Annotated in this window: 4 protein-coding genes and 2 pseudogenes; 2 read left to right on the forward strand and 4 right to left on the reverse strand. The window is 68.9% G+C overall.

The genetic code is table 11. The annotated features are described in order from the left end of the window. The 3 genes and pseudogenes from metX to gabT form a co-directional block, all read right to left on the reverse strand. Positions 1–130 (reverse strand): annotated as a pseudogene (gene metX / locus QZ609_RS23410) (homoserine O-acetyltransferase); the annotation flags it as partial. A gap of 282 nt (positions 131–412) precedes the next feature. Continuing rightward, positions 413–1,906 (reverse strand): NAD-dependent succinate-semialdehyde dehydrogenase, encoded by a 1,494-nt coding sequence (locus tag QZ609_RS23415; protein WP_295499978.1) that lies wholly within the window; start codon positions 1,904–1,906, stop codon positions 413–415. Positions 1,907–1,910: 4 nt separating this feature from the next. Then, on the reverse strand, positions 1,911–3,191 hold the full coding sequence (gabT, locus tag QZ609_RS23420; RefSeq protein ID WP_295499980.1) for a 4-aminobutyrate--2-oxoglutarate transaminase: 1,281 nt from the start codon (positions 3,189–3,191) through the stop codon (positions 1,911–1,913). 153 nt (positions 3,192–3,344) lie between these two features. On the opposite strand from gabT, the gene QZ609_RS23425 reads away from it, so the two are divergent. After that, complete coding sequence (locus QZ609_RS23425) at positions 3,345–4,871, forward strand: PLP-dependent aminotransferase family protein (RefSeq protein WP_295499984.1); 1,527 nt, start codon at positions 3,345–3,347, stop codon at positions 4,869–4,871. 58 nt (positions 4,872–4,929) lie between these two features. Then, complete coding sequence (locus QZ609_RS23430; RefSeq protein WP_295499982.1) at positions 4,930–5,937, forward strand: cytochrome-c peroxidase; 1,008 nt, start codon at positions 4,930–4,932, stop codon at positions 5,935–5,937. Positions 5,938–6,002: 65 nt separating this feature from the next. On the opposite strand, the pseudogene QZ609_RS23435 reads toward QZ609_RS23430, so the two are convergent. Continuing rightward, positions 6,003–6,153 (reverse strand): annotated as a pseudogene (locus QZ609_RS23435) (nucleoid occlusion factor SlmA); the annotation flags it as partial.

Here is a 6,153-nt window from a genome sequence, read left to right on the forward strand (position 1 = left end):
GCTCGGCAAAGTGCATGCGCTCGGGCACGACCAGGCCGATGGCGTTGGCCGGCTTACCGGCGTGGGCTACGGGAGGAGGCGTGTCGGCCACGGCCGCAGCGTCTGCGGGGGCCGCCTGGAGTTCTGTCATGGCGCCAAAGAAAAAACCCGACCGGCAACGCTGACAACGCAACCAATCGGGTTCTCATGTGGCGCACGGTGGGCGTATGCCCCCGCTCTGACCGAACCTCTTTAGCCGCATTTGTAATGAGAGCCTGGGCGCACATCAGAACAGCAACTGCAGCCAAGACTCCCGCGCGCCCGCAAGCCAGTCGTCAAATCGGCGCGTCAGGAAGTGGAGATTATAGAGCAAGCCGGGGCGGACGCATCACCGCTGCATGATGCGTCCGATGTCCCCGTGCTCGGGCTCGGCTCAACCCAGCCCGGCCATGGCAACGTACTTGATCTCCAGGTACTCGTCGATGCCGTACTTCGAGCCTTCGCGGCCCAGGCCCGATTGCTTGACGCCGCCGAATGGCGCTTCCGCCGTCGAGATCAGTCCGGTGTTCACGCCGACCATGCCGGATTCCAGCGCCTCCGACACGCGCCACGCACGGCCCAGGTCGCGCGTGTAGAAGTACGCGGCCAGACCGAACTCGGTGTCGTTGGCGGCGGCCACGGCTTCGTCTTCGGTGTCGAACGGGATCAGCGCGGCCAGCGGGCCGAAGGTCTCTTCGTGTGCGACCTGCATGCCGGGCGTGGCATCGGCGATGACGGTCGGCTCGAAGAACGCGCCGCCCTGCGCCGACAGCGCATGCGGCTTGCCGCCCACCAGCACGCGGCCGCCCTGGGCGATGGCGTCGTCCACATGGGCGCGCACCTTGTCCATCGCGCGCAGGTGGATCAGCGGGCCCTGCTGCACGCCGGGTTCGGTGCCATTGCCCACGCGCAGCGCGCGCACAGCATCGGTCAGCTTGGCGGCAAACGTGTCGTAGATGCCACGCTGCACGTAGAAGCGGTTGGCGCACACACAGGTCTGGCCGGCGTTGCGGAACTTGGCGATCATCGCGCCTTCCACGGCGGCATCGACATACGCATCGTCGAACACGATGAAGGGCGCGTTGCCGCCCAGCTCCAGCGACAGCTTCTTGATGTCCTCCGCGCACTGGCGCATCAGCAGCTTGCCGACGCCGGTGGAACCCGTGAAGCTGAGCTTGCGCACGATCGGGTTGGACGTCAGCTCGCCGCCGATGGCTTGCGCATCGCCGGTGATGACCGACAGCAGGCCAGCGGGCACGCCGGCACGCGAGGCCAGCTCGGCAAACGCCAGCGCGGAATACGGCGTCTCCAGCGCGGGCTTGACCACCATCGAGCAACCGGCGGCCAGTGCCGGGCCCACCTTGCGCGTCATCATCGCGATCGGGAAATTCCACGGCGTGATGGCGGCAGTGACGCCGATCGGCTCCTTGTTGACGACGATGCGGCGGTCGCCCTGCGGCGCGGGGATGGTGTCGCCGTACACACGGCGAGCCTCTTCGGCAAACCACTCGATGAACGACGCGGCGTAGGCGATCTCGCCGGCGGCCTCGGGCAGCGGCTTGCCCTGCTCGGCGGTGAGGATGGCGGCCAGGTCCTGCTGGTGGTCCATCATCAGGTCGGCCAGGCGGCGCAAAATCTTCGCGCGCTCGCGGGCCGTCACCTTGCGCCAGGCGCGCTGCGCGACTTGCGCAGCGTCGATGGCGCGGCGCGTCTCGGCGGCGCCCATGGCGGGCACGGTGCCGATGGTGCGGCCGGTGGCGGGGTCGGTCACATCGCGCGTCGCGCCGTCATCGGCGTTGGCCCAGGTGCCGGCCAGGAACGCCTGCGTGCGCCACAGGCCCGGGTCTTTGAGTGCGACGGGCGCAGCAGGGAGGTCGGTGCGGGTCATGGTGTCAGCCCTCCAGTGCGCGTTGCAGGATGGCAAGGCCTTCCTCGAACACCGCGTCTTCGATCGTGAGCGGGAACAGGAAGCGGATCACGTTGCCGTACACGCCGCACGACAGCAGGAGGAGGCCGGCTTCGAGCGCACGTTGCTGCACGCGCTTGGTGAAGTCGGCGTCGGGTTTACCGTCCGGCGTGTTGAACTCCACAGCAACCATCGCGCCCACGCCGCGCACTTCGGCGATGCGCGGTTGCTTGGCCTTGGCCGCATTGAGTGCGTCGACCAGGCGCTGGCCCAGCGCGGCGGAACGCTCGCACAGCTTTTCGTCGGCAATGATGTCGAGCACCGCGTGCGCAGCAGCCACGGCCAGCGGGTTGCCGGCGTAGGTGCCGCCCAGGCCGCCGGGGGCGGGGGCGTCCATGATCTCGGCGCGGCCGGTGACGGCGGACAGCGGCAGGCCACCAGCCAGGCCCTTGGCCATCGTGGTCAGGTCCGGCAGCACGCCGGTGTGCTCCATGGCGAATAGCTTGCCGGTGCGGGCAAAGCCGGTCTGCACTTCGTCGGCGATCATCACGATGCCGTGCTCATCGCACAGCGCGCGGACGGCGCGCACGAAGTCGGTCGGCATCTGGTAGAAGCCGCCCTCGCCCTGAATCGGTTCGAAGATGATGGCCGCGACCTGGCGCGGGTCGATGTCGGCCTTGAACAGGCGATTGATCGCATCGAGCGCGTCCTGCGTGCTCACACCGTGCAGCGCGACCGGCGCCGGCACGTGGTAGATGCTGCCCGGGAACGGCCCGAAGCCGGTCTTGTACGGCGCCACCTTGCCCGTGAGCGACATGCCCATGAACGTGCGGCCGTGGAACGCGCCCGTCAGGGCGATCACGCCCGGCCGGCCGGTGTGCGCACGCGCGATCTTGATGGCGTTCTCAACGGCCTCGGCGCCGGTGGTGAAGAACGCGGTCTTCTTGGCGTATGTGCCGGGCGTGGCAGTGTTCAGGCGCTCGGCCAGTTCGACGTACGAGCCGTACGGCACGATCTGGTAGGCGGTGTGCGTGAAGTGGTCGAGCTGCTCGCGCACGGCCTGCACCAGGCGCGGGTGGCGGTGCCCCGTGTTGACCACGGCAATGCCGGCGGCGAAGTCGATATAACGACGGCCTTCCACGTCCCAGAACAGGGCGTTCTCGGCGCGCTCGGCGTAACGGTCGGTCATCACGCCGACACCGCGCGGCGTGGCGGCCAGGCGGCGGGCATTCCATTGGGCGTTCTGTTGCGGGTCTCGGGCGTTCATGGTGTGTGGGCGTTGGGGCGAAAAAATGTGCGATGCGGGCCAGTGTGGCAGTCATTGGCCCCGTACAATGAGACCCAATCAGGTTTTTCTTTTGGAACCACTTTGGTTCTCTCGCCCGCCATGGCCGACCATTCCCCCGCCCACCGCGCCAGCATGCTGGTCGACTACCTGCAACGCCGCTTCGACCGCGCCGGCCCGGGCGGCGAGCCCGACCACCGCCGCCTGTACCGCGTGCTGCAGGAGGGCATCCTGCGCGACGAGGTGCAGCCTGGCACGCGCCTGCCATCCTCCCGCCAGCTGGCAACGGAATTGGGCATCGCCCGCAACACGGTGATCCACGTCTACGAGCAGTTGGGCGTGGAGGGCTACGTGTCGGCGGGCGTGGGCAGCGGCACCTTCGTCGCCGATACCGCGCCCGACCGGCTGGATGCCGCGCCCGCGCCCGCGCCGGCTCCGGCTCCGGCCGCGTCGATCACCGAAGCCGCCACGCCGGCTGCGCCGATGCTCTCCACGCGCGGCCGCGCGCTGGTGCGCGATGCCGGCGCCAGTTCACGCCAGTGGGGCGCGTTCATGCCCGGCGTGCCGGAGGTGCGGATGTTCCCGGCGCGCATCTGGTCGCGGTTGCACAACCGGTTACTGCGCAAGCCCTCGCCTGCGCTGCTGACGTATCCGGTGGGCGCCGGCTACCTGCCGCTGCGCACGGCGCTGGCCGACTACCTGCGCACCGCGCGCGGCGTGCGCTGCGAGCCGGAGCAGATCATCATCACCGCCGGCATCCACCCGTCGCTGCAGCTCATCGCGCAGCTGCTGTGCGACGCCGGCGACAGCGCCTGGATCGAAGACCCCGGCTACTGGGGCGTGCGCAGCGTGCTCACTGCCGCGGGCGTGCGCACCGTACCGCTGCCGGTGGACGACGAGGGCATGCGCTTCGACATCGCCACGCGTGGCCGCCAGCGCGCCAAGCCGCCCAAGCTGATGGTGGTGTCGCCGTCGCACCAGTACCCGCTCGGCTCGGTGATGAGCCTGGCGCGGCGCCGCGCGCTGCTGGCCACCGCGCACGCCACCGACGCGTGGATCGTCGAGGACGACTACGACAGCGAGTTCCGCTACGGCAGCCGCCCGCTGCCCTCGTTGCAGGGGCTGGACGAGGGCGGGCGTGTGCTCTACATGGGCACGTTCTCGAAGGTGCTGTTCCCGAGCCTGCGCATCGGCTACCTGGTGGTGCCGCCCGCGCTGGCCGATGCGTTTGCGACCGGCCTGTCGGAGATGTTCCGTGGCGGCCAGATCCTCACGCAGGCGGTGCTGGCCGATTTCATTGCCGAGGGCCACTTCGTCTCGCACATCCGGCGCATGCGCGGCGTGTATGCCGAGCGGCGCGAGACGCTGCTCGATGCCATCCGCACTGAGTTTGGCGAGGCGCTGCCGGTGCACGACGGCGCGTCGGGCCTGCATCTCGTGCTGGGGTTGCCCGAGGGCACCAACGACGTGGCCGTGGCCGAGCGCGCGCTCGCCAACGACGTCGTCACGCGCCCGCTGACGCGCTACTACCAGGACGACACGCGCCGCCAGCCCGGCCTGCTGCTCGGCTATGGCCACGTGGAGACCGAAGCCATCGCGGCGCGCTTCTCCACGCTGGCCGAGGCGATCCGTGCGCAATGGCCTGACGGACACACAATGTGACCACCTTCGCATGACGCGTTGCCGATGATGGAGCCCCCCCACTCCACCATTACACGCCATGTCCCGTGCTCTCCGCTTGCTGGCCATTGCCGCCGTGCCGCTGCTGACGCTCGGCGCCGCCGACCGCACCGCCGCGCTGCGCAACGAACCGATCCAGCCGATCGATCCGCCCGTGATCGACAACCCGGCCAAGGTCGAACTCGGCAAGAATCTGTTCTTCGACCCGCGCCTGTCGCGCTCCGGCGCCATTGCGTGCGCGTCGTGCCACGACCTCTCGCGCGGCGGTACCGACAACCTCACCAGCTCCATCGGTGACCGCTGGCAACGCGGCCCGATCAACGCGCCCACGGTGCTCAACGCGCGCTACAACTTCGTGCAGTTCTGGGATGGCCGCGCCAAGGACTTGCAGCAGCAGGCGGGCGGCCCGATCGAGAACCCGGTGGAGATGGCCTCCACGCACAAGCTTGCGGTCGAGACCATCGCCTCGATCCCGCAGTACCGTGCGGAGTTCAAGCGCGTCTATGGCAGCGACGGCGTCGATATCGACCGGCTGACCGGCGCCATCGCGGCGTTTGAAGAAACGCTGGTCACGCCCAACGCGCGTTTCGACCAATGGCTCAAGGGCGATGACCGCGCCATCAGCAAGCAGGAGCTGGCGGGCTATCAGTTGTTCAAATCGGCGGGCTGCATTGCGTGCCATACCGGCCCGGCGGTGGGCGGCACGATGTTCCAGAAGATGGGGCTGGTGGCGCCGTACGCCACGCGCAATCCATCCATCGGCCGCGCAGACGTCACGGGCAAGGCGGAAGACCGCCACGTCTTCAAGGTGCCGACGCTGCGCAATATCGCGCTGACGTATCCGTACTTCCACGACGGCGGCGCCCAGACGCTGGACGAGGCGGTGCACACCATGGGCCGGGTGCAGCTCGGCCGCACCTTCACGACGGACGAGGCGCAGCAGATCGTCGCCTTCCTGCACACGCTCACCGGTGAGCAACCCAAGATCGCGCTGCCGATCCTGCCGCCGTCGGCGGCCAACACACCACAGCCGCAGCCGTTCAATTGAGGCGCGCGCATGCATGAAAAAGCCCCGCTGCGGCGGGGCTTTGCGTTTGCGCAGCGCGCGTTCGACTAGGCCAGCAGCACGCGCAACTGTGCCTCCGCACCTTCCAGCGGCGACTTGCGGAAACCGCTCTTGGCATACCGGTGCCAACGCCCCAGCACCATGCAGACGATCAAATTGGCGCGCGAGGCGATGTCGGCATCGGCCGGCCAGGCGCCT

Source organism: uncultured Ralstonia sp., assembly GCA_913056305.1.
Lineage (GTDB): Bacteria > Pseudomonadota > Gammaproteobacteria > Burkholderiales > Burkholderiaceae > Ralstonia.

Bases quoted from the DNA above. Each gene is read 5' to 3' on its own strand.
- QZ609_RS23415 (WP_295499978.1), bottom strand. From the start codon at position 1,906: ATGACCCGCACCGACCTCCCTGCTGCGCCCGTCGCACTCAAAGACCCG.
- gabT (WP_295499980.1), bottom strand. From the start codon at position 3,191: ATGAACGCCCGAGACCCGCAACAGAACGCCCAATGGAATGCCCGCCGC.
- QZ609_RS23425 (WP_295499984.1), top strand. From the start codon at position 3,345: ATGCTGGTCGACTACCTGCAACGCCGCTTCGACCGCGCCGGCCCGGGC.
- QZ609_RS23430 (WP_295499982.1), top strand. From the start codon at position 4,930: ATGTCCCGTGCTCTCCGCTTGCTGGCCATTGCCGCCGTGCCGCTGCTG.